This window comes from Mucilaginibacter sp. SG538B (assembly GCF_013376065.1).
Lineage (GTDB): Bacteria > Bacteroidota > Bacteroidia > Sphingobacteriales > Sphingobacteriaceae > Mucilaginibacter > Mucilaginibacter rubeus.
Genome location: NZ_JABMJI010000009.1, coordinates 1 through 19,804, shown reverse-complemented (window position 1 = coordinate 19,804; position 19,804 = coordinate 1). Strand labels below are relative to the sequence as shown.

At 42.5% G+C, this 19,804-nt stretch carries 19 protein-coding genes and 1 tRNA gene; 9 read left to right on the top strand and 11 right to left on the bottom strand.

Going from position 1 to position 19,804, the window contains the following annotated elements; all coding sequences use genetic code 11:
* Nucleotides 1–32: 32 nt before the first annotated feature.
* On the top strand, nucleotides 33–2,204 hold the full coding sequence (locus tag FHW88_RS28930) for a TonB-dependent receptor (protein WP_176628969.1): 2,172 nt from the start codon (nucleotides 33–35) through the stop codon (nucleotides 2,202–2,204).
* A gap of 220 nt (nucleotides 2,205–2,424) precedes the next feature.
* On the opposite strand, the gene FHW88_RS28925 is transcribed toward FHW88_RS28930, so the two are convergent.
* The 3 genes from FHW88_RS28925 to ppk1 all read right to left on the bottom strand — a co-directional run bounded on the left by FHW88_RS28925 (nucleotide 2,425) and on the right by ppk1 (nucleotide 6,088).
* Nucleotides 2,425–2,988 carry a UbiX family flavin prenyltransferase gene (locus tag FHW88_RS28925; RefSeq protein ID WP_176628968.1) on the bottom strand — a complete coding sequence of 188 codons (564 nt, stop codon included), beginning with the start codon at nucleotides 2,986–2,988 and terminating at the stop codon, nucleotides 2,425–2,427.
* A gap of 173 nt (nucleotides 2,989–3,161) precedes the next feature.
* Nucleotides 3,162–4,040 carry an ethanolamine ammonia-lyase reactivating factor EutA gene (locus FHW88_RS28920; protein ID WP_090525907.1) on the bottom strand — a complete coding sequence of 293 codons (879 nt, stop codon included), beginning with the start codon at nucleotides 4,038–4,040 and terminating at the stop codon, nucleotides 3,162–3,164.
* A gap of 2 nt (nucleotides 4,041–4,042) precedes the next feature.
* Nucleotides 4,043–6,088 carry a polyphosphate kinase 1 gene (ppk1, locus tag FHW88_RS28915; RefSeq protein WP_176628967.1) on the bottom strand — a complete coding sequence of 682 codons (2,046 nt, stop codon included), beginning with the start codon at nucleotides 6,086–6,088 and terminating at the stop codon, nucleotides 4,043–4,045.
* Between the two features lie 193 nt (nucleotides 6,089–6,281).
* On the opposite strand from ppk1, the gene FHW88_RS28910 reads away from it, so the two are divergent.
* Nucleotides 6,282–6,773 carry a YajQ family cyclic di-GMP-binding protein gene (locus FHW88_RS28910; RefSeq protein ID WP_090525909.1) on the top strand — a complete coding sequence of 164 codons (492 nt, stop codon included), beginning with the start codon at nucleotides 6,282–6,284 and terminating at the stop codon, nucleotides 6,771–6,773.
* Nucleotides 6,774–6,866: 93 nt separating this feature from the next.
* Here FHW88_RS28910 and bioB read toward each other — a convergent pair whose 3' ends face one another.
* The 5 genes from bioB to ribD form a co-directional block, all read right to left on the bottom strand.
* Nucleotides 6,867–7,874, bottom strand: coding sequence for a biotin synthase BioB (bioB, locus tag FHW88_RS28905; protein WP_090525910.1), 1,008 nt, complete (start codon nucleotides 7,872–7,874; stop codon nucleotides 6,867–6,869).
* Nucleotides 7,875–8,090: 216 nt separating this feature from the next.
* Nucleotides 8,091–9,443: a magnesium transporter gene (gene mgtE, locus FHW88_RS28900; RefSeq protein ID WP_176628966.1), complete on the bottom strand. Its 1,353-nt coding sequence runs from the start codon at nucleotides 9,441–9,443 to the stop codon at nucleotides 8,091–8,093.
* 88 nt (nucleotides 9,444–9,531) lie between these two features.
* Nucleotides 9,532–10,146 (bottom strand): IMPACT family protein, encoded by a 615-nt coding sequence (locus FHW88_RS28895; protein ID WP_176628965.1) that lies wholly within the window; start codon nucleotides 10,144–10,146, stop codon nucleotides 9,532–9,534.
* A 9-nt stretch (nucleotides 10,147–10,155) separates the two neighbouring features.
* A complete protein-coding gene (locus FHW88_RS28890) occupies nucleotides 10,156–11,034 on the bottom strand; it encodes an EamA family transporter (RefSeq protein ID WP_176628964.1) in 879 nt (292 codons plus the stop codon).
* Nucleotides 11,035–12,090, bottom strand: a complete 1,056-nt coding sequence (gene ribD, locus FHW88_RS28885) for a bifunctional diaminohydroxyphosphoribosylaminopyrimidine deaminase/5-amino-6-(5-phosphoribosylamino)uracil reductase RibD (RefSeq protein ID WP_176628963.1) — start codon at nucleotides 12,088–12,090, stop codon at nucleotides 11,035–11,037.
* A 33-nt stretch (nucleotides 12,091–12,123) separates the two neighbouring features.
* Here ribD and prmC point away from each other — a divergent pair, with 33 nt between their 5' ends.
* The gene (gene prmC, locus FHW88_RS28880; RefSeq protein ID WP_218117330.1) at nucleotides 12,124–12,987 is read left to right on the top strand and encodes a peptide chain release factor N(5)-glutamine methyltransferase; all 864 of its coding nucleotides are present in this window, start codon (nucleotides 12,124–12,126) and stop codon (nucleotides 12,985–12,987) included.
* 4 nt (nucleotides 12,988–12,991) lie between these two features.
* On the opposite strand, the gene FHW88_RS28875 is transcribed toward prmC, so the two are convergent.
* The 3 genes from FHW88_RS28875 to FHW88_RS28865 all read right to left on the bottom strand — a co-directional run bounded on the left by FHW88_RS28875 (nucleotide 12,992) and on the right by FHW88_RS28865 (nucleotide 15,834).
* Nucleotides 12,992–14,101, bottom strand: coding sequence for a hypothetical protein (locus FHW88_RS28875; protein ID WP_176628962.1), 1,110 nt, complete (start codon nucleotides 14,099–14,101; stop codon nucleotides 12,992–12,994).
* Nucleotides 14,101–14,736, bottom strand: coding sequence for an ABC transporter ATP-binding protein (locus FHW88_RS28870; RefSeq protein WP_176628961.1), 636 nt, complete (start codon nucleotides 14,734–14,736; stop codon nucleotides 14,101–14,103). Before FHW88_RS28870 ends, FHW88_RS28875 begins: the two co-directional genes overlap by 1 nt.
* Before the next feature lie 114 nt (nucleotides 14,737–14,850).
* Complete coding sequence (locus FHW88_RS28865) at nucleotides 14,851–15,834, bottom strand: D-alanine--D-alanine ligase (RefSeq protein ID WP_176628960.1); 984 nt, start codon at nucleotides 15,832–15,834, stop codon at nucleotides 14,851–14,853.
* Nucleotides 15,835–16,053: 219 nt separating this feature from the next.
* On the opposite strand from FHW88_RS28865, the gene FHW88_RS28860 reads away from it, so the two are divergent.
* The 6 genes from FHW88_RS28860 (at nucleotide 16,054) to FHW88_RS28835 (ending at nucleotide 19,799) form a co-directional block, all read left to right on the top strand.
* Complete coding sequence (locus FHW88_RS28860; protein WP_176628959.1) at nucleotides 16,054–16,848, top strand: PASTA domain-containing protein; 795 nt, start codon at nucleotides 16,054–16,056, stop codon at nucleotides 16,846–16,848.
* Entirely contained in the window at nucleotides 16,826–17,134 is a 309-nt protein-coding gene (locus tag FHW88_RS28855; protein ID WP_176628958.1) for a rhodanese-like domain-containing protein, read from the top strand. The genes FHW88_RS28860 and FHW88_RS28855 overlap by 23 nt, the downstream gene beginning before the upstream one ends.
* A gap of 28 nt (nucleotides 17,135–17,162) precedes the next feature.
* Nucleotides 17,163–18,215, top strand: a complete 1,053-nt coding sequence (gene mltG / locus FHW88_RS28850) for an endolytic transglycosylase MltG (RefSeq protein ID WP_176628957.1) — start codon at nucleotides 17,163–17,165, stop codon at nucleotides 18,213–18,215.
* Nucleotides 18,215–18,622, top strand: a complete 408-nt coding sequence (locus tag FHW88_RS28845; protein WP_090525922.1) for an acyl-CoA thioesterase — start codon at nucleotides 18,215–18,217, stop codon at nucleotides 18,620–18,622. Before mltG ends, FHW88_RS28845 begins: the two co-directional genes overlap by 1 nt.
* 11 nt (nucleotides 18,623–18,633) lie before the next feature.
* Nucleotides 18,634–19,614: a YihY/virulence factor BrkB family protein gene (locus tag FHW88_RS28840; RefSeq protein ID WP_090525923.1), complete on the top strand. Its 981-nt coding sequence runs from the start codon at nucleotides 18,634–18,636 to the stop codon at nucleotides 19,612–19,614.
* Nucleotides 19,615–19,712: 98 nt separating this feature from the next.
* A tRNA-Ser gene (locus FHW88_RS28835) sits at nucleotides 19,713–19,799 on the top strand.
* The last annotated feature ends 5 nt before the right edge of the window (nucleotides 19,800–19,804 follow it).

Here is a 19,804-nt window from a genome sequence, read left to right as displayed (position 1 = left end):
TAATCATCAATTTTTACGTTTTAAGCTATTTCATGCGCTATTTACTTTTAGGCGCTGTGCTGCTGGCTTCAGTGGCCGCACGTGCACAGCATACTTTATCTATTTTGGTCAAAGATGACCAAACCAAACAGTCCATAGCCGGTGTTACGGCTTATATCAACGAATTAAAAAGAGGCGCTGCTGCGGATAGCAGCGGGCACATTCAGTTCAACCTGCCCACCGGCAAATACGAGATCAAATTCAGTATGGTGGGTTATCTGCCGCAGGAAAAAACTTTCGTGTTGCCACTCAAAAATATTGAGCCCGTTATAGAAGTTTACCTGGAGCCGATGGCAGGTGAATTGGCAGAGGTGGTGGTGCAAACCAACCGCACCAATCAGAACCGCAGTGATGTGCCCACCCGTATCGAAGCATTGCCTGCTGAGGAACTGGACGAAAAAAGCACCATGCGCCCCGGCGATATCAAAATGCTGCTAGGGGAGATCACGGGTGTACACGTACAAGCGGCTTCGGCGGTAAGCGGCACAGCGAGTTTCCGCATCCAGGGGCTGGATAGCCGTTATACGCAGTTATTACAGGACGGATTGCCAATATACGATGGTTTTTCGGGTGGGTTAAGCTTGGTGCAGGTTTCGCCGCTTAACCTGAAGCAGGCCGAGATTATTAAAGGTTCGGCATCGACACTTTATGGTGGTGGGGCTATTGCCGGTTTAGTTAACCTGATCACCAAAACGCCTGGGGCTAAGCCCGAATTGACCCTTCTGCTTAACCAGAATTCAGCCAAAGGCACCGATGCCAGCGGTTTTTACAGCCAGCAATGGACACACGCAGGAACAACAATTTTTAGTTCGTATAACTATAATGGTGCTTACGATCCGGGTAATACCGGGTTTTCGGCGGTGCCTAAAACCAATCGCTTCACGCTTGCGCCAAAAGTATTCTTAAAGCCAGGCAACCGCGACCAACTTTGGTTTGGTGTTAACCTCATGCACGAAGATCGTTTAGGTGGCGATATGCAGGTCATCAACGGCCATGCCGATAATCAGCACCAATATTTCGAGCGTAACCTAAGCGACCGTCTTTCCACGCAGTTTTCCTACACGCATAAGCTTGACTCGAACAACCAACTGAACTTTAAAAATACGATTGGCTACTTTTACAGGACAATCGGTGAGCCGCAGTTTCTATTTAAGGGCGATCAATTATCATCTTATACCGAAGCTAACTATGTCCGTAATGGCAAAATTGCAAGCTGGGTAGCCGGTGCGGATATTTGGACGGATCATTTGTCGCAACCAGACAGAAGTGTAGATCTGAGCTATAGCCGCAACACTTACGGAGTTTTTGCTCAAAATACCTTCAAACCCACAAAATGGTTAGCTGTAGAAAGTGGCATTCGGCTTGACGAAAACTCGCCGTCATCTGCAAGCTCAAACGGGTTATTCCTGTTGCCACGCGTTAACACGCTATTTACGCTCGATGAACATTGGAGCAGTCGCGTAGGCGGCGGCCTGGGCTATAAGATGCCGGATATTTTTAATGACGATGCCGAAGAACAGGGCTATCGGTATTTGCAGCCATTAAATATTGGCGCAACCAAAGCCGAACGTTCGGCCGGTGCCAACGCAGATGTAAATTATAAAGGCGCAGTAGGCGATGCTTTTTTGCAGGTTAATCACCTATTCTTCCTCACCAAAGTGAATGACCCATTGATATTACAAAACAATGCCTTTATAAACGCTCCGGGTTACCTGATCAGCAAAGGGGCCGAAACCAATATTAAGCTGCTGATGGATGAGTTAGGGATTTACCTTGGTTATACCTATACAGATGTACAACGCCATTTTAACGGGTTAAGCAGTGCTCAGACATTAACACCCAAACACCAGTTAAACGCAGACCTGACCTACGAAGTGGAAAACAGTTTCAGGGCAGGCGTTGAGGGATTTTATACAGGTTCACAAATATTGGACAGTGGTACAACAGGTCGTGATTATTGGACTTTTGGACTGCTTGTGCAAAAGATGTGGAAGCACTTTATTATTTTCATTAATGCCGAGAATCTTACTGATCAACGACAAAGTAAATGGGGAACGATTTATACTGGATCCGTTTCTAATCCCGTGTTCAAAAATATTTACGCGCCGTTGGACGGCAGAGTTATTAATGCCGGAGTTATAATAAAGCTGCTTAACAATAAATAAAAACCGCCTTACTTTCTAATGCGGCTTTATACCCCGTAATAGGGCCGCCCCCTTTTGATAAGGCTACCTAATAAACTTTATAACCGCATAAGAATTTGCAGTGAGAATAGAAATACCTTTGTATTTTTCCATTAGACGGGCTACCCGTTAAAGTTCGGATATATTTCGGGTAATTAAAACGACACGTAACCGCAATTACTTAACCGAAACGATGTGGAATTCAGATCCCCTTCCACTCATAGCTTTTACTTTCCAGCCCTATTAAATCAATAACCCGGTTTACTACTGTCATAGCCAGCTCTTCTATAGTTTGGGGCTTGCTGTAATATGATGGAATCGCCGGACATATGATCCCACCTGCTTCCGTAACAGTCGCCATGTTTCGTATATGGATCAGGTTGAGCGGCGTGTCACGGGCTACCAATACCAGTTTACGGCGCTCTTTAAGGATCACGTCGGCCGCACGGGTGATCAGGTCGTCAGAGATCCCTCCTGCTATCCTTCCAAGCGTCCCCATAGAGCATGGAACAATTATCATGGTATCAAACTTTGCCGAACCCGAAGCGAAGGGTGCCATGAAATCATTTTTAGCGTAAAATTTAAAAGGGAACCGGCTGTATTCTTCGTTGTCGAGTTCAAACTTCCAAACATCTTTGGCATTATCTGACATAACAACGCCCACTTCGGCAATTTGATCCTGTAATTGGGTTAGTTTTTTTAGCAGCAGACTGGCATATATTGAACCACTGGCGCCCGTAATAGCAACAACTATCTTTTTCTTCATAATTACTCCTTCAACAACCCAAACACACAAAAAGTTAGGGGCACAAAAAAGGGTCGAATAACTTGTACCCGACCCTACATCTACCTATGAAAAACATGCCCTTGAGAGGGCACTACAAATATAATAACACTTTTTAAATTATTAAACAATTTGTTAAAATAATTTTAACCTGTTTATTGAATATTTTTTTCTATTAAAGTTTGGATAATTCCATCAACCATACCTACCCTGGGTACATATATATTTTTGATGTTAGCATTTTTCATTACCGTAAGGTAAATTTCACAGGCTGGAATAATTACATCGGCCCTATCCTGGTTTAGGCCAAGCACGTTGATCCTGTCTTTTAATGAAAACGAGCTCAGGTAGGTATATAATGATCTTAGTTTAGCAAAAGTTAGCGGCATATCTTCTTTTTCTTCGGATAGCCTGAACAGTTTATTAATGTTGCCGCCGGTACCTATGCCTGATAATTGCTTAAAGTTACGGGTATTGTCGCGCACAAAATCCTTCATTTCGTTCCAGGTTTCTTCAGTGTCCTGATTATCCAGAATGCGGATGGTGCCAATGTTAAACGAACGCGAAACGATCAGCTCCCCTGCCGAAAACAGCGAAAGCTCTGTACTGCCGCCGCCTACATCAATATAAAGGTAGTTTTTGCTTTTATCAATATTTTGCTCGGCATGACTGGCATAAATGATACTGGCTTCTTTAGATCCATGTACAATTTCAATATCGATATTAGCCTCATCCTTAATCAGCTTCACAACATCTTCCCCGTTTTTAGCTTCGCGCATGGCCGAAGTTGCACAGGCTAAATAATCGGTAACCTTATATACATCCATCAGGTTACGAAAAGCAACCATTGATTTAACCAGCTCTGTCGTTTTTTTCTCAGATATATGCTGCTGTATAAAAGCATCGTCTCCCAAACGCAACGGAACACGGATCAGGGTATTTTTTTTGAACGACACCGATCCGGTGTTTTGAATTATGTCGGCAATTAACAGCCTCACGGCGTTTGAACCTATATCAATGGCGGCGTATCTCAATGTTATTTCGTTTTATTTTTTAAATAATTATATATTTCAATTTGCGCCCGGTGGCTTTCGGGCGAGTTTGTTTTGTGGTATTTGTTGGTGTTCTGGCTGTTGATCTCACGGGCTTTGGTGTTATCCTCAAGCTGGATATCAATAATATCCCTTATCTCCTGCTGCAGCTTTTCGTCATATATCGGGAAGCCAACTTCAACACGGTTATCAATATTTCGGGTCATGAAATCGGCCGATGTAAGATAGATCAGCTCCTTGCCGCCATTGCAATAAATGTGCACCCGCGCGTGCTCAAGATATTTATCTACAATACTAATCACCTCTATATTTTCGCTATAGCCTTTCACCCCGGCAATTAAGCAGCACATCCCCCTGATGATCATCTTAATTTTCACGCCCGCATTACTGGCCTGGTAAAGCTTGCTGATCATTTCCTCATCGGCCAGGCTGTTCATCTTCAGAATCATATATGCCTGTTTGCCGGCTCTGGCGTTTTTGATCTCGTTATCTATTAGCCTGTAAATGGCAGGCCGCGAGTCAATTGGCGACACGATGAGGCTTTTGAGCCCCTTAGGCAATAATCCCTTATTAATTGCTTTAAAAACATTTACCAGGTCATCGGTGATTTTTTTATTAGCTGTAAACAAGGTATGATCGGCATAGATCTGCGCTGTTTTTTCATTAAAATTACCGGTTGAAAGGCAGGCATAATAAGCCAGCTTACCTTTTTCGGTACGGCTAACCAAACATATTTTCGAATGCACCTTATAACCGGGTACACCGTACAATACTGTTACACCTTCCTCTTCAAGCCTGTTACTCCAGTGAATATTGTTTTGCTCATCAAAGCGGGCCCTTAACTCTACAAGGCAGTTTACCTTTTTGCCGTTTTTAGCGGCATTTATTAAAGCATGGACCACTCTTGAGTTTTCGGCCAAACGATATACAGCAATACTGATCTCTTTTACCTTAGGGTCTATAGCGGCCTCGCGCAAAAAATGGATCACGTAATCATACGATTGATAAGGTGTACTTACCAGGTAATCCTTTTTAGCAATGAGCCCTATAAGGCTTTTACCGAATGAAAGGTCGGCCACAGGCAGTGCTATATATTTGCTATACTCAAGCTCCGGGCCGCCAACGTTGGGGAACGCAATAAAATTTTTAAAATTATGGTACCTGTTACCCGGGATAAGGCTTTCGCCATGCAGGCCCATTTTGCCTACCAGGTATTTCAGCATATCCATAGGCATCTCTGAGTCATACAGCAAACGCATCGGCTTACCTTTTTTGCGCTTTTGAAGGCTCTTGGCCAGTGAGTCGACAAATTTTTCACTCACCTCTTTATCCAGGTCAAGTTCCGCGTCGCGGGTAAGCTGGATAGAGTAAGCCTCAATACTATCATGTTCAAAAATGAAAAAGATATCCTCCAAACTGTACCTGATAATATCATCAAGCAAAATAATGAACTTCAGGTTATTGGTATCGGGCAGTTTAACAAAACGCGAAAGGTTATCCGGGAACTCAATAAGGGCAAACCTCGTTTTTTTATTGGTGGTAAGCTTTACAAAAAAGTAAACGGCCCTGTCCCTAAGCTCAGGCAGCGGTAAGGTATCATTGAGCATGATCGGCACCAATGTAGCCAGCAGCTTTTCCCTGAAATAATTTTTAACGAAGGTACCACGGGTTACGTTAAGCTGTTTATCATTAAGGATAAAGATCTTTTCTTCGGCCAGTTGTTTAACAATGATGTTTTCGTACAGGTTATTGAATTTACGTTCCTGCCTTACTACAATATTCTTGATCTGGTTAAGGATCTTTTTAGGGTTATAACCAAGTATCTCTTTCGATTTTTCATTAAGTGCAGCTAAACGGCTTAGTGTGGCAACCCTCACCCTGTAAAACTCGTCGAGGTTAGATGAAAATATAGCTAAGAACCTAATCCGGTCTATCAGGGGAACGGTTGGGTCGGCCGCTTCCTGCAAAACCCTATCGTTAAAATATAGCCAGCTTATCTCTCTGTTAATTAAGGGAACCTGTTTATCCATAAAAATTTCTCGCTTTACAGCCAGATGTTACAAATCTGCTTATTTATTTGTTAACTTAATATTAACTCATGAGGAATTAACCTGTTTTCATTCATCATTATTTATTGCAGAAATTAAACAATTTGTTGCAATATTGCGCTGTATGTTAACAATACATTAGTTTTGCAAAACATTTATAACCAATACACTACTTATGCCAACATTTGATATAGTTAGTAAAATAGACGGGCAAACGCTTGATAACGCGATAAATACCGCCAAAAAAGAGATCCTGAACCGGTACGACTTTAACGATTCAAAAAGCACTATTGACCTTGATAAAAAAACAAACCAGGTTACCATAGTTACTGAAAACGATATGCGCCTTAAAGCCATACAAGACAGCATCATAAGCCGGATGGTTAAACAACATCTTGATCCAAAAGCGCTGGATTTTGGCAAAGAACAATATGCATCTGGCAACATGATCCGCAAGGAAATCAAGATCAGGGAAGGTATAGATAAAGAAGCTGCTAAAAAGATAGTAAAGAAAATTAAAGATAGCGGCCTTAAAGTGCAAGCCTCCATCATGGACGATCAAGTGCGGGTGCAAGGTAAAAAGATTGATGACCTGCAATCGGTTATCAGCCTTTGCCGTGCGGAGGATTTTGGCCAGCCATTACAATACATCAACATGAGAGACTGATAGAAATCTCTGATAAGAATTTAAGAGATTCTATTAAAACAAAAGGAGCCATGCATTTTGCTACGGCTCCTTTTGTTTTATCTGAAAGCGCTATTAGCCCGCAACTTCAACTTCTTCTTTATTAACTTCATTAGGCCGGCCATTTTTGAAAGCTTTACGCGGCGATAAACCAAGCAATTCAAACATAGCCATATCGGTATCAAATGATGGGTTTGGCGTGGTAAGCAGCTTTTCGCCGGCAAAAATTGAATTAGCTCCTGCCATAAAACAGAAAGCCTGTTCAACCGTACTCATCTCCGTACGACCGGCAGATAAACGCACTACGGTTTTAGGCATAATGATCCTTGTTGTGGCCACCATCCTAACCATATCCCAAACAGAAACACGGGGCTGATCGGCTAAAGGAGTTCCTGCTACCGGAACTAAAGCATTAATAGGCACTGATTCGGGGTGTTTGGGCAGGTTCGACAATGTTTTGAGCATGGATACCCTGTCCTCCACCGTTTCACCCAGGCCAATGATGCCGCCGCTGCATACAGTGATCTTCGCTTTGCGCACATGTTCAAGCGTTTTAAGACGCTCATCATAGGTACGGGTGGTGATGATCCGTTTGTAATCTTCTTCGGATGTATCAAGATTATGATTGTAGGCATATAAACCGGCATCGGCCAAACGTTGCGCCTGGCTTTCTGTAAGCATGCCAAGGGTACAGCACACTTCCATATCAAGGCTGTTCACCGCTTTAACCATATCAATTACCTTATCAAAATCGCGGTTATCACGAACCTCGCGCCAGGCCGCCCCCATACACAAACGTGATGCACCTCCGGCTTTTGCCTTTTCGGCAGCAGCAATTACTTCATCTTTCGGCATTATGGCATGTACATTTACACCCGTATTATAACGGGCAGCCTGCGGGCAGTAAGCACAATCTTCAGAACATCCGCCTGTTTTTATCGAGATCAAAGAACTGATTTGCACTTCTGCATAATCTTTATTCTCGCGGTGGATTGTAGCGGCCTTGTATACAAGATCAAGCAATGGTGTATGGTATATTTCGGCTATCTCTTCTTTAGTCCAGTTATGTCTAACTTCTGTCATCAGTTTCAGATTAAATTCGTCCCAACAATGTTATTAAGTTATTGTAAACACGCAAATATTCAAAGATTATTTATAAATATAACATTTTGACAGCCCTCAAAAAGAAACTTACTATATAACAAGGTTTTAAATATTTGGCAGCTTAGCCCTTCCGGGGTTCGTGTCCACGCTAACTGCTTATAAATTGCCGTGGGACAGGGACAACCAGCGGATATACTACTTCAATAAAAGCTTGGTAGCTAACCACAGCGGTAGTAAAAACCCTATACAATCGGTAAAAGTGGTGATGATGATGGATGATGCTACTGCGGGGTCAATCCCTACCCTTTTCAATATCAACGGGATGGAAGCGCCTGTTAAGCCTGCTATGATCAGGTTGCCTGTCATGGCTAAGAACAATACCAGGCCAAGCAGCGGATTGGCATCGTAAAAGAACGCTACTATAAACACGATGAGCCCATTGGCGGCACCGTTGATCAGGCCTACTAAAAACTCTTTTAATACGGTGTTATAGGCTTGTTTATCGGAAAGATCGCTTAACGAAATACGCCTTACAGTTACCGCCAATGCCTGTGTGGCGGCATTGCCACCCATACCTGCTATAATAGTCATATAAGCCGAGATAATGGAAAGCTTGGCAACTGTCGAATCAAATGTTCGGATAATGGATGCAGCAAGGAATGCTGTGCCCAGGTTGATCACCAGCCATGGCAAACGGCTTTTTACTGCCTCCAGCCAGTTACCGCTCAATTCTTCATCTTCAGATACACCGGAGATCTTCAAGATGTCCTCGGTGTTTTCCTCTTCCATTACGTCGATAATATCATCCACCGTAACGCGTCCGAGCAGTTTCATGTGATCATCAACAACCGGGATACTGGTGAGGTTATATTGCTTGATGAGGCGGGCTACCTCTTCCTGGTCAAGCTCGGCTTTTACATAAACAAAATCGGTAGTTACCAAATCGCTGATGCGGGCATCGGCGCGGGCTTTGATAACTGTTTTAATGGAGAGAATCCCTTTCAGTATGTCGTCATTATCAACTACGCAGATGGTATAAAACTCTTCCATCTCTTCCGATTGTCGGATGATCTCATCAAGCGCATCCTTTTTATCCAAGTTGATGTTTACCTTGATAATCTCGGAGTTCATCAAACCACCGGCAGTATCTTCGGCATAGGTCATCAATGCCCGGATGCTGCTGGCATCTTCATGATCGAGGTCTTCTAAGATCTCTTCCTGGTGTTCTTCATCCAACTGGGAAATGATGTCGGTAGCATCATCATAGTCAAGCTCTTCAACTATCTCCGTACGTTTTTCGGGATCGAGGTTTACAAGCAGTTCGGCAGGGCCATGCTCTTCGTCCATTTCGGATAAAACTTCCGAAGCAACGTCGGCCGGGAGGATATTGATGATCCTTTCTTTTTCTTCCTGCTGAAGTTTTTCAAATAGTATAGCAATCTCCGAGGCGTGATATTCCTTCAGAACATTCTCTAACTCAGCATCATCGGCTTCGAGCGCAGTTTTAATGCGGAGCAGGTCGGTTTTATCTAAATCAAAAGATTGCATACCCGACTAAATTAAGACAATTACGTCACAATTAAGGAATTAAATCGGCACAAAAACAGTGCCCGAAGCAGGTAAAGTAATGGAATAGTTAGATGCTGTGGTTGTATTTGGCCAGTGCACCGCTTACCTTGTTTAATTTAAAAAGTGCCTGCTCAACCTGCGTTTTACGAATAGAAAGCTGGATGCTGCAGTCGTTGTCAAATAGCTGATCAAGTATAATAAGGTTCTCTTCCTTAATAATACGCATCACATCATTCATTTGCAAATAATCAAATGAGATAGTGTATACGTCATTTACTGTTTTTGAAATGATAACCGATTGGTTTAAGGCATCTTCGGTAGCCGCTTTATAAGCATTAATCAAACCCGGAACCCCTAATAACGTGCCGCCGAAATATCGAACTACTACAACCAGGAGATTGGTAAGATCTTTTGACAGCAGTGTATTCAGGATTGGTCTGCCTGCAGTACCTGAAGGCTCACCGTCATCATTAACCCTGAACACCGAGCGGTCGATGGTTAAACGCATAGCCCAGCAATGGTGATTGGCTTTGGGATGTTCTGATTTTAACCGGGCAACTATTGCCTTGATGTCATTTTCAGAACTGATGGGATAAGCATAGGCCAGGAACTTGCTGCCGCGGTCGCGAAAAACACCTTCGGCAGGGTTTTCTATGGTTTTATAAGTATCGTCAAAAAGCATTCAAAAATATTACAGGTACAGGAAGCCCAATGTTTGCGGGAAATAAATAATGATAATAGCCAGCACCGCTATAGCTATGCCGATTTTATTAAGCAGGCTCAGCTTCTCTTTAAATACAAAGATGCCAACCAGCGTACCAACCACAATAACGCCAATATTTACCGACGAAAACACTGCCGAAGGGCTGTTCGCCAGCGCCTGGTGCGCCTTTAAGTAAAAAAGGATATTGCCAAAATTGGCTATCCCTAATACCCAGCCTATGAGGATATGCGGCAATGAAAATTTCATTTTTTTTGTGGATACCTGGTAAATCAAACCAGCAAGGGTTAATATAAACGCAATAATAAAGATGACAAAAATGGCTGTGGTAAAAGGTACATTATTGACCTTGGTAAGCTGTTTTAGCAATACATCAATTACGCCAAAACCGAGGAAAACAATTAACAGGTAAATCCATGAGCCCTTTTCAACTTTGTTACCTGCCGATTTTTGCCAGGGTATAGAGCAGATGATAGCAATGAAAGCCAGTATAATGCCGATGGCTTTTACCATACCGGTGGCTTCGCCAAATAAAACAAATGCTGCCAGTATGGGGATAAACAGGGATAAGCGTTGTGCCACGTCTGTACGAACGATACCGGCCTTGCGCACCGACGTTGCCATGATTACAAATATTGCCGGGAACAGAATCCCCAAAGCCACGTAATTATAAACAGGCCCGTTTTGAATAATACTCAGCTGTGGTTTAAAAAAGAACCAGGTAAGCAAAATAGCCATAGAGTAGTTCCAGGTAATGGCCTGGTAAACGTCCACATGGTAGCGTTTTGCCAGTTTCAGCAAAATGGAAACGATAACACTACAGCAAATACTTAAAAAAACGAACAGCATTTATATAACCGGCTTATTGTATAACAAATGGAGGCGATCGGCGCCTACAGGATATTCATCGGCAAGTATACTTGTTATTTGCGGTGCTTTTATACCTTTCCCTAAAACTTTATTACCGGTAAATACCCTGGCTTCGTCCCAAAGGCCGGCTTCAATAAATGATTCAAGTGTTTTAGCACCGCCTTCAATAATAACAGATTGGATATCCTGAAGGTATAATTGGTACAAAATGTATTGCGGCACAAAGCGTTCAAAATCTTCAAGTGCTATATACCTGTTTTTACCGTCAACATCAAACTTAACCTCGTTAAATATCAACGTTTCTGCAGATTGATCAAATATGTTCAACCCTTTATTCAATTCCAGCCGGCGGTCAATCACCACACGCTTAGGCGACGGGCCATCCCAGTAACGGGTGTTTAATTGTGGGTTGTCACTTAATACCGTGTTTTTGCCAACCAGTATAGCATCTTCTTCACTGCGCCATTTGTGTACCAGTTTGCGCGATTCGGGCCCCGTGATCCAAAACTGCCTGCCATCTGCCGGAGCAAAAAAGCCATCCTGGGTTTGTGCCCATTTTAATATAATATATGGCCTGTGCTTTTGTACTTTGGTAAAAAAACGGCGGTTAAGCCATTGACATTCTTGCTCAAGTACACCGGTTATTACATCAATCCCTGCCACCTGCAGCTTTTCGATGCCTTTTCCGTCAACCTGGGCGAAAGGGTCGCGGCAGCCTACTACTACTTCAGGGATCTGATGTTTGATGATGAGATCGGCACAAGGTGGTGTTTTGCCATAGTGTGCACAGGGCTCTAATGAAACATATATCACCGAAGCTTTGAGTAACTCGGCATGGTTATTAAACTTAGCAGTAACCTGCGCAATAGCATTAACCTCGGCATGGGCCTGGCCATATTTCTGGTGATAGCCCTCTCCTATTATTTCGCCATCGTGAACTACTACCGCGCCAACCATAGGGTTCGGGCTAACGTATCCTGCACCCAATTGAGCAAGCTCCAAACAACGGCGCATATATTTTTCATGTTCAAGCATGCTGCAAAAGTAGCTTTTATGTTACTTTGTTGCATGATTACAATTAAGGATGTTTTTGAAGATTACAGGCAGCAGATAAATGGCATTTATGATGCTGTTGAAACCGAAGCTATTACGCTGTTTGTTATTGCCGAAGTTACCGGTTTATCAAGGGCATCTGTTAAGGCATTCCCCGAAAGAGCGTTAACTGCTGAACAGTCGGAACGGGCGAAAAACATCCTTGCCGAACTAAAAACAGGCAAACCTATTCAATACATCTTTGGTGTCACCGAGTTTTTTGGCTTGCGATTTAAAGTAAACCCATATGTGCTGATCCCACGCCCGGAAACTGAGGAACTGGTGGAATGGATTTTAGAAGGCGAAAGGTTAAAGGCAAAAGGTGAAAGGTTTTCTGTGCTGGATATAGGTACCGGTAGTGGGTGTATCGCCATCAGCCTGAAAAAGAATTTGGCAAATGCGGATGTTTCTGCGATAGATATATCCGAAGGAGCTTTGGAAACCGCCAAGGAAAATGCTTTGTTAAATGAAGTTGAGGTTAATTTTATTCTGGCTGATATTTTAAATATTGAGCATAATAAAGAAGAGGCTCAATATAATATCATTGTAAGCAACCCTCCTTATGTTACGCTTGATGATAAAAAGCAGATGCATAGTAATGTTACAGATTTTGAGCCACATACTGCTTTGTTTGTACCAGAACATGATCCGCTGATATTTTACCGGGCCATAGCCGATTTTTCACTTTGTAATTTGATTGCCGGCGGCTTGCTTTTCTTCGAGATCAATGAAAATTTAGGCAATGAAACTGTTGAGCTATTAACTGGTAAGGGATTTAAAAACATTGAGTTAAGAAAAGACATGAGCGGTAGGGACAGGATGGTGAAAGCGCAGCTTTAAAAGGTTACAACTTATCGCTTATCACGCCCTCAAACTTGTAATAGTTACTGTAAAACAGCCAGTAAGCAATACCAAAGTTTAAAGGAACCAACACCCAAAGCAGCTTGAACATAATGATCCAGAACAATACAATAAATAACCCCAGGATCCATTGCAGGTACTTATCCATATTAAGGCCAAACCAGTAAAGCAGGCAATGAAACAGCATCGCGGTGCTTAAGCCAACAAGCAGCAGTTCAACAGCCATCAACGGGCTAAACCTGCTGAACAGCCAGATACTTTCGGGGATGAGCAAAAGAAAATAAACGCCTATAAAATTCAGAAACAGCTGCGGCTTGCTATAGGGCAAATTGCGGGAAAAGCCAAGGCCGTTCTCTTCAAATTTCCTTTCCTCAAATATCAATACAATATGTGCCGTTATAACAGCAAGGATTGCTATACCAGCAACACGGACATCAGTTTTAACATCAGCAAACACGTAAAACACCCCGGTGATGATAAGCCAGGAAAGCGCCTTGGTAATGAGGTATGGAACCTTACGCTTATCAAACAGGTGGTAAACGTAAAGGCTGAAATAAGGTTTACGCCATTTGCTGCTTAGTTTTAATAATATAGATTGATCATTGCCATCAACAAGTCCGTTAATTTGCTTTGTATAAATAACTGCACTTAAATAAGTTAAGGCGATTAAATACAGTAAAATGCAAACCGGAAATAAATAATACTTATTGGAAAAACCCACCCCCACAGCGATGAGTGCGTACAATATTACCGGCGATAATATAGCAGCCTGTACCCAAAACCAGCTTATTATTTGTTTCCCTTTGTTCAGGGCATTGCTGCTATAAAATAAAAAATGTTGACTGGGGGCAAAGATTTGCCCGGATACGTAATGCCAGCTTTTAACGGCATAAATAAACCAGCTTATAAACACCAGGATCATTACAACCGAACTGCTGTCCATAGCCAGCATCAGTGCTTTGTGATAGCCTATTAAGTATTGAGGTGGTACAATACCAACCATCGCTAAAAACACAAACAACAGGATTCCCGCATGTACCCGGAAAAAACCGCGGGCAAATATTTTTAACAATACGTTAGTTAGCGGCTTCATCAGCTGATAACCTTTAAGGTTTGATCTTCTACTAAAAGCTCGCCCGATACAGGTAGTGAGCCATTCTCCAATATTTGGTGCGACGATAATAAAAAACTGGTTCCCTGTTGCTCCTGCCGCTCCCTTATCCAGGTATTTAATATTGCCAACGAGACCGTATCAATAGTGATCAAAGGTTCGTCGAGCAGGATCAGTTTGGGATTACCTAAAAAAGCCAACAGCAACGAGAGTTTTTTCATCATACCGCTACTATAAGTACCTACGGGGCGGTCTACAAAACTTTGCATGCCCATGCTTTTAATATAACCTTCCTCCTGTCTGGCCGGTGCGTCTTTAGCATCAGCAAACAGCCTTATCATTTCAAACCCTGTTAAAAAATCCGGAAACACAGGCTCGGCTTCGGCAAAATTTACGAGCTTGCGGTAAGCTACCGGTTGTTTTTTTATACTGATGTTTTCATCAAGCAAGATGTCTCCATCAAATGCCAATATACCGGCAATGGATTTTAGGAAGGTACTTTTACCCGACCCGTTTACTCCTTTTATCCAGTAAATGCCGCTTTCAAGCTTGAGGCTGTCAATTTTTAAAGCAGGGTAACTACCGTATAATTTTTTGAAGTTTTGAAATTGCAGCATCGTTAATTTGATAACAAAATGAATCTGTTGTTACACAAAAAGAGACGCCTGTAAAGCGTCTCTAAAAGTAATTATCTAAATAAATCCGAAATTGAAAATCCCAATTCCAAAATCCTATAAAGAAGCTCCTTCAATCAGCGCACTGTAAAACTCGCCAACGTCCATACCGGCTGCCCTTACCTGTTGCGGAATCAAACTGGCGGCCGACTGACCGGGTGTGGTGTTGATCTCAATAAAATAAAAATCATTACTGCCTTCAAGCAAAATAAAGTCGATCCTGGCCATGCCGCGGCAGTTGAGGCGGGTATACACCTCGGTAACTATGCCGGCAATTTCTTTAACCTTTTCAGCCGAAAGGTCGGCGGGAGTTATTTCTTGTGTTACACCAGAAGTATATTTCGCCTCGTAATCAAAAAAATCTTTTGAGGTTATAATTTCTGTAGCAGGCAATACCTTTATTTTACCGTGCAGGCGTGCTATACCAATGCTGAACTCGCGGCCTTTAATAAATTCTTCTACTAACACCTGGGCATCTTCCTGAAATGCCCTGTTCAATGCTTCCGGCAGGCCGGCTATGTTTTGAACCTTGCTCATACCCACGCTGCTGCCACCATTATTAGGTTTAACAAACAACGGAAATTTCAAATTAGCTGCTATTGTGGCAACGTCATGCACATCGCGCTCAAATAAACGCATGGAATGTGCGGTATGCAAGCCATGGATCCCGTGCACGATAGCTTTGGTATAAGCCTTGTTCATGGTAATGGCCGATGTTGTAGCGTCGCAGGTATTATAAGGGATGCCAAGCATATCAAAATAGCCCTGCAGCTTTCCATCCTCGCCGGGGCTGCCATGAATGGTGATGAAGGCAAAGTCGAACTTTATTTTTTCCTGGTTAAGGGTGATGGTAAAATCATTCTTGTCAACATCGACTGTCGCGTCATCTGCTTCAAAAAACCACCTGTCGCGGGTAATTAATATAGTATAAACTTTATAGTTGCTGTTTGACGCCAGGTTAGCTGCGATATTTTTTGCGCTGTTAAGGGATACTTCATATTCGCCGGTAAAACCTCCGGCCAAAAGGGCAATATTTTTCATAATTGAGTCTGAAAGTCCGTAAGTCGGAAGCTGCCTCAAATTTAGTAATTAGATGATGTGGTCATAATTTTTTCTTGAGATCTTGCCAATAAAACAAGTCAGAAATTAACTTCCCGACTTACGGACTTTCCCGACTTACGGACAACTTAAAACTTTACGACTAACAAAATAATTCCTATGTTTGATACTTAATTAAAAGGTTTACCCTTACATATACTGATGAGCAAATTTGGGGCTTACTTAAAATCAAAATCATTTCGGAATAACTTATTGATGGCTATTGTGACCGTGGTAGCCGTTGTTTTAATAGCATTTTTCAGTCTTGGTTATTACACCCGTCATGGATCGGGCATACCTGTACCAAAACTTAAAGGCCTTACTATTGATAAGGCCATGGATATTTTAAAGGAGCAGGGATTTGGCTATAAAATAGACTCTGTGTACGTACAGGATGTAGCACCAGGCACCATTGTTGAGCAGGATCCCGATCCGGGAACCAACGTTAAGGAAAACCGGGTTATTTACCTTACTATGGTAACTTTGCAGGCACCACCTGTAAGCCTGCCCGATCTTGAACAAAGCAACTACCGCGAAGCCATTGCTACCATATTAAATTACGGTTTAAAAGTGGGTGACACCACCTATCGTTCAGACATTGCCCGCGACAGGATCCTGGAAGTACGCTTTGGCGGACAGGTCATAAAACCGGGAACTAAGCTACCTAAAGGATCAAAAATAGATTTGGTGTTAGGCGATGGCGAAGGCGCGAGTGAGGTAGAGATACCTGAACTGGTGAACCTTGACCTTGATGCCGCCCGTTTTGCTATCAAAGGTGCGGGGCTGACTGTAGGCACCATTACCTATCAGGGTACTATTGCCGACTCGACCAACGTGGTTGTTGTTTCGCAATACCCAATGAAAACCGATTCGTTAAGCAAAACAAGTATTGGTACGCGTATTAACCTAACTGTTTCACAAGGCACAAAAACAGATGCAGCTCCACCGGCAAATTAAAGCTACCGAGCTGTTTGAACGTTTAAATAAAGGTGAAAGCCTTAATTTGATTGACGTGCGCGAGGTTATTGAATATCATACCTACAATATAGGAGGCGAAAATATTCCGCTGTCAAATTTAGAGAATACACTTAACCGTTTAAGCTACAACAAAACAGATGAGATAATCGTTATGTGCAAAGTTGGTTTAAGGAGCGAAACTGCACAAAATATATTGGAGCGGCATGGCTATAACAACGTGCGTAATTTAAGCGGCGGATTAGTTGCCGTTCAAAAATTAAAATAAATACAACAAACACCATCTATTCAATATCATGACCGCGGAAAAACAAGGATCAGGCATGCTGAAAAAAATTATTATAGCGCTGGTAATCATTATCATTGTGCTTTTAGGCTTTACAGGTTTCAATTATTACCTCAAATACTTTGGACCTAACGTTACGGATAAACAGGAGTACTTATACATTCACACCGGCGCAACATTTGGCGATGTTTTTAAAACAATACAAGATGAGGGCATTGTGAAAGATACTGCTTCATTTGGCTGGGCTGCCCGTAATATGAATTATATTACCCGTGTAAAACCAGGTAAATATCGCCTGCATGAAGGCATGGGGAACCGCAAGCTCATCAATATGCTGGCCTCAGGTACACAAGAGCCTGTTAAAGTTGAATTTCACGGATTGCGACTTAAAGAACAGTTTGCGGGATTTATCTCGAAAAAGATTGAACCGGATTCAATGGCGATTATTCGGCTGCTTGATTCGGCGAGTTTTGTAAGTAAATATGGTTTTACTACCGATAACGTTTATACCGTGATCATGCCCGACTCATACCAGATGTACTGGAATACGAGCCCGGAAAAGTTCTTTAAACGAATGTACGACCACTATCAGGCTTTTTGGACACCTGAACGTAAACAACTGGCTGCTGCAATAAACTTAACCCCTCAGGAAGTATCTGTCCTGGCATCAATAGTTGATGCTGAAGCGCTGCATGATGATGAAATGCCCGCCGTAGCAGGTTTATACCTTAATCGTCTTAAAAAAGGAATGAAACTGGAGGCCGACCCTACCGTGATCTTCGCGCTGAACGATTTTACTATAAAACGTGTGCTTACCCGCTACCTTTCATATAACTCGCCATATAATACTTACCTGCATACAGGTTTACCTCCGGGGCCTATCATGATGCCATCGGTTAATGCGGTGAAAGCAGTGTTAAACTATCAAAAGAGCGACTATATTTATATGTGCGCCAAAGCTGATTTTTCCGGCTACCATGCCTTTGCCACCAACGTGGCGGACCATTTGGTTAATGCGCATAAATTTCAGCAAGCCCTTAATGATCGTAACATCCGAAGGTAATGTTTGAGCACACTACTAAAATACGGGTGCGCTATGGCGAAACCGACCAGATGGGCTATATGTATTACGGTAACTACGCCGAATTTTATGAAGTAGGCCGCGTGGAGATGCTTCGCAGTCTTGGCCTTACTTATAAAGGCATGGAAGAATCGGGCATTATGATGCCTGTGCTCGAGCTTCATTGCAAATACCTGAAGCCGGCTTTATATGACGAGGAAATCAGCATCAGGGTGATCATGGATAAGCTGCCAGGCATCCGCATCCATTTCAGGTACGAACTTACAAACCCAAAAGGTGAACTTATTAATACCGGCGAAACGCTGCTCGTATTCATTAACATGAAAAACAGTCGCCCATGCCTGCCACCGCAGGATTTTACCGATAGATTAATGCCCTTTTTTAAGTAAATTTGGTGTAAATGAAATGGCTGCACCGCTTTTTAATCCGGTTTACGTTTTACAGGTACATCATCGAGTGGACGAAGTCTGTCATTATTCCGGGTTTCAGGCCATTGCCTCTTTATACAGTTATAGACTTTTTTGTAAAAGAGATCACCAATAACTCGCTTATTAACCGGGCATATGCTTTAGCCTATAGCTTTATGCTCGCCGTTTTTCCGGCTACTATTTTTTTGTTCACGCTTATCCCCTACGTGCCCATAAAACATTTTAAAGGCAACCTTATGATGGTGCTGGCCTCTGTAATGCCTACAAATGCCTATATGGCGTTCAGAGAAACCCTTTTCGATATCGTAAGTAATCAAAACGGCAAGCTCCTTTCCTTCGGTTTCCTGACAACCTTGTATTTTGCTACGAATGGCGTTATCAATCTCATGAAAGCCTTTAATAAATCCTCATTAATTGAGGATAAACGGAGCTGGCTTAAAAGGCGCCTGGTAGCCACAGGAATTACCGTAGCTATAAGTTTCGCGTTATTACTGGCCATTTCCATACTCATCCTGGGTCAATCCATTATCAGGTTCATTCAATCGCATGTGGCGTCTGAAAATCATTTTTGGGTTTACCCTGTGATGCTGTTCAGATGGGTGATTATTGTGGTGATCATTTTTGTAACCATAGGGTGCTTATACCGTTACGCTCCTGCACATAAAAAGAAATGGAATTTTATTAATCCTGGCTCCATACTGGCTACGGCACTGGCAGTTTTAACCTCACTGGGCTTTTCCTATTATATCAACAATTTCTCGTCGTACAATAAAGTTTACGGCTCGATAGGTACGCTCATCGTTGTGATGATCTGGATGTATATAAACTCATTAATTTTGATAATCGGGTTCGAATTAAACGCGTCCGTAGAGCTTTCCAAGCGCACAATCCGTATTGTAAAACCCAGATTTAACACTTTTCGGGCAAAAAAAACCGACCAGTCAAAAAATTAACTTATTATTAATCAATAGTTTATATAGATTATTTAATTAAATAAAAAAAAGTGAAATTCAAATTTGGCAATTCGCCCCGGATTTGTACTTTTGTCCCCGGAGAGTTGGCAGAGTGGTCGATTGCGGCAGTCTTGAAAACTGTTGAACTGTGAAAGGTTCCTGGGGTTCGAATCCCTAACTCTCCGCTGAT

What these genes read in the sequence shown, in the direction of transcription:
- prmC (WP_218117330.1), top strand. Translation starts at nt 12,124, where the DNA reads ATGATTACAATTAAGGATGTTTTTGAAGATTACAGGCAGCAGATAAAT.
- FHW88_RS28895 (WP_176628965.1), bottom strand. Translation starts at nt 10,146, where the DNA reads ATGCTTTTTGACGATACTTATAAAACCATAGAAAACCCTGCCGAAGGT.
- FHW88_RS28930 (WP_176628969.1), top strand. Translation starts at nt 33, where the DNA reads ATGCGCTATTTACTTTTAGGCGCTGTGCTGCTGGCTTCAGTGGCCGCA.
- FHW88_RS28925 (WP_176628968.1), bottom strand. Translation starts at nt 2,988, where the DNA reads ATGAAGAAAAAGATAGTTGTTGCTATTACGGGCGCCAGTGGTTCAATA.
- FHW88_RS28870 (WP_176628961.1), bottom strand. Translation starts at nt 14,736, where the DNA reads ATGCTGCAATTTCAAAACTTCAAAAAATTATACGGTAGTTACCCTGCT.
- FHW88_RS28910 (WP_090525909.1), top strand. Translation starts at nt 6,282, where the DNA reads ATGCCAACATTTGATATAGTTAGTAAAATAGACGGGCAAACGCTTGAT.
- ribD (WP_176628963.1), bottom strand. Translation starts at nt 12,090, where the DNA reads ATGCTTGAACATGAAAAATATATGCGCCGTTGTTTGGAGCTTGCTCAA.
- FHW88_RS28860 (WP_176628959.1), top strand. Translation starts at nt 16,054, where the DNA reads ATGAGCAAATTTGGGGCTTACTTAAAATCAAAATCATTTCGGAATAAC.
- mgtE (WP_176628966.1), bottom strand. Translation starts at nt 9,443, where the DNA reads ATGCAATCTTTTGATTTAGATAAAACCGACCTGCTCCGCATTAAAACT.
- ppk1 (WP_176628967.1), bottom strand. Translation starts at nt 6,088, where the DNA reads ATGGATAAACAGGTTCCCTTAATTAACAGAGAGATAAGCTGGCTATAT.
- FHW88_RS28845 (WP_090525922.1), top strand. Translation starts at nt 18,215, where the DNA reads ATGTTTGAGCACACTACTAAAATACGGGTGCGCTATGGCGAAACCGAC.
- FHW88_RS28840 (WP_090525923.1), top strand. Translation starts at nt 18,634, where the DNA reads ATGAAATGGCTGCACCGCTTTTTAATCCGGTTTACGTTTTACAGGTAC.
- FHW88_RS28855 (WP_176628958.1), top strand. Translation starts at nt 16,826, where the DNA reads ATGCAGCTCCACCGGCAAATTAAAGCTACCGAGCTGTTTGAACGTTTA.
- mltG (WP_176628957.1), top strand. Translation starts at nt 17,163, where the DNA reads ATGACCGCGGAAAAACAAGGATCAGGCATGCTGAAAAAAATTATTATA.
- FHW88_RS28875 (WP_176628962.1), bottom strand. Translation starts at nt 14,101, where the DNA reads ATGAAGCCGCTAACTAACGTATTGTTAAAAATATTTGCCCGCGGTTTT.
- bioB (WP_090525910.1), bottom strand. Translation starts at nt 7,874, where the DNA reads ATGACAGAAGTTAGACATAACTGGACTAAAGAAGAGATAGCCGAAATA.
- FHW88_RS28865 (WP_176628960.1), bottom strand. Translation starts at nt 15,834, where the DNA reads ATGAAAAATATTGCCCTTTTGGCCGGAGGTTTTACCGGCGAATATGAA.
- FHW88_RS28890 (WP_176628964.1), bottom strand. Translation starts at nt 11,034, where the DNA reads ATGCTGTTCGTTTTTTTAAGTATTTGCTGTAGTGTTATCGTTTCCATT.